The 2,161-nt window shown below is 67.0% G+C and carries 4 protein-coding genes; all 4 read left to right on the plus strand.

The annotated features are described in order from the left end of the window. The coding region (locus J7E68_RS14960) for an HNH endonuclease (RefSeq protein WP_215173896.1) at positions 1 to 281 on the plus strand (281 nt) is incomplete at its 5' end. After that, positions 278 to 505 (plus strand): hypothetical protein, encoded by a 228-nt coding sequence (locus tag J7E68_RS14965; protein WP_215173898.1) that lies wholly within the window; start codon positions 278 to 280, stop codon positions 503 to 505. The genes J7E68_RS14960 and J7E68_RS14965, both read left to right, overlap by 4 nt. 704 nt (positions 506 to 1,209) lie before the next feature. Further along, positions 1,210 to 1,461, plus strand: coding sequence for a hypothetical protein (locus J7E68_RS14970; RefSeq protein WP_215173900.1), 252 nt, complete (start codon positions 1,210 to 1,212; stop codon positions 1,459 to 1,461). Then, the coding region (locus J7E68_RS14975; protein WP_215173902.1) for a hypothetical protein at positions 1,415 to 2,161 on the plus strand (747 nt) is incomplete at its 3' end. The genes J7E68_RS14970 and J7E68_RS14975, both read left to right, overlap by 47 nt.

Consider the following 2,161-nt stretch of genomic DNA (forward strand, 5'->3'; position numbering starts at 1 on the left):
ATCACGGCCGCGGGTACAAGGCCTACCGCCGCAAGCGCGAGGCGCTGAAGCGGCGCGCGAAACGTGAAAGCCTCGTCTGCGGGCACGGCTCCGACTACGGATGCGGACAGCCGTTCGACTGGTCCCTCGAGTACCCCGACACGATGAGCTTCAGCGCAGATCACCCCATCGCGCTGAACAACGGCGGGCATCTGACGAAGCAGGACCTCCACCCGTTCCACCTGGGCTGCAACAGCCGCAAGAGTGACGCGGCAGAGGTAGAGATCTGGGAGGCATCATGAGCACACACTTCCTCACGATCCATCACGAGTCCTACGACCGATCCACCGTCTTCGGTGTCTTCGACACGTTCCTCGCTGCCCGCGACCACCTCGAAGCCGAGGCGGAGAAGCCCGGCGCGTACTCGTCCGCAGCGCTTGCGGTGGTCGAGGAGTGGGACGGGCCCAAGCTGGTCGCGACGCACGAGAGGGCCATCCTCGCCCCGAAGGTCTGGGAAGCGTCGTGAGCACCGCAGCACGCAAGGCGAGGAAGCGCAGCGGCGAGCGGTGGAGCAAACCACGCAAGCGCCCGACCGCCAGGCATGGCGACCCGCGAGGGCTCGGTCTCATCAGCAGCGCAGAGATCATGGCTCGCATTCTCACCCGCCGCGCCTGATCCACTCCACCCACGAACGGAGACCACCAGTGACCACCGCACGCCGACGCTACGGCTCACCGCTTCACCACTGGGTAGACGAACACACCCGACCGCGGCCCCGTCTCAACGCCCGCTACCTCACCCTACGAGCGGCGCTACACGCCCGCCTCCGCGCCCGCAAGCTGCAACGCGGGTACACACACCTCACACACGTGATCATCGCCCACAAGGCCACCCAGCAGCCCACCTGACCCCGGGGGTACACCCCACCCCCCAAACCCAGGGCCACCTCCCGCTCCGCCTGTCCTCGTCTCTCTCCGGGTGTTTTGGGGTCTGTTCGCATTCGCATTGGTTCGCATCGCATTGGGGGTCGGTATGGCTCGTCCTCCTGCTCCGTGCGGCACGTTGTCGGCGTACAAGCGGCACAAGCGGAAGGGTGAGGCGGTCGATCAGGCGTGCATGGCGGCGATGAAGGCCGATTCTGCTGAGCGGTCTGGTCGTGGTGACGATGATGCGCAGTCTGCGCCGATCGTGACGCTGCCGGGTGGCTCGGTGAAGTTCCCTGACGCCCCGGTGGTCGACGTCGATGCGCGCGCGGAGCTGCTCGCGAACATGGCGCTCGTGAAGAAGGCCATGGAGGCGATCGCTGAGGTCGACCCGATGAAGATCGTGACGCTGTCGAAGCGGCACTCGGAGCTGGTCGACGAGCTGGTGAAGGTCAGCGGCACCGCTCCGGCGGGTTCTGCGGCGAAGGAGGCTGATCCGTTTGCCTTCCTTGGTGACGCTTCTCGGCGACCAGCGCCCGCGCCTCGAATCTCGTCCTGACGCTGTCGGCTCGTGGGGTGAGCTCGCGGTCGATTTCGCGACCGCGGCGGGCATGAAGCTCGAGGACTGGCAGGAGTACGTCGTCTGGGCGTGGCATGACGTCGACACGAACGGGAAGTGGGCGGCATCGGAGTGCGGGCTGCTCGTATCGCGCCAGAACGGCAAGAGCGAGGCGCTCGTCGCGTTCGACCTCGCCCGCCTGTTCCTGTTCCCGACCGAGGACCGACGCCGGCGCACGGTGCTGCACACCGCGCACGAGCTGAAGACCGCGACGGAGACGTTCGAGAAGGTGTCGGCGATCGTCGCAGCCAACGAACGCCTCATGGACATGGTCGACCACATCTACACGGCGAACGGCAAGGAAGCGATCCTGCTGAAGCCGCGCCCCGGGCAGCTGCTCGGCGACCGTCTCCGCTTCGTGGCACGGTCGAAGGGATCAGGGCGAGGGTTCGCGGCGAACGACATCGTCTACGACGAGGCTCAGGAGCTGTCGCCGGCGGCCCGCAAGGCGCTGACGTACACACAGTCGACGATCCAGAACCGCCAGGAGGTCTACGCGGGCACCGTGCCCGGTGAGGACAACGACGGCGAGGTGTTCGAGGGCGTCCGCGACCGTGGCCGTGGCCGCGCGCCGCGCACGACGTGGCAAGAGTGGTCGCCGGAAGGCGCTGAGGACCCGAAACGTGTCGATTCGATCGAT

This window comes from Microbacterium sp. ISL-103 (assembly GCF_018613995.1).
In the GTDB taxonomy this organism is placed as follows: domain Bacteria; phylum Actinomycetota; class Actinomycetes; order Actinomycetales; family Microbacteriaceae; genus Microbacterium.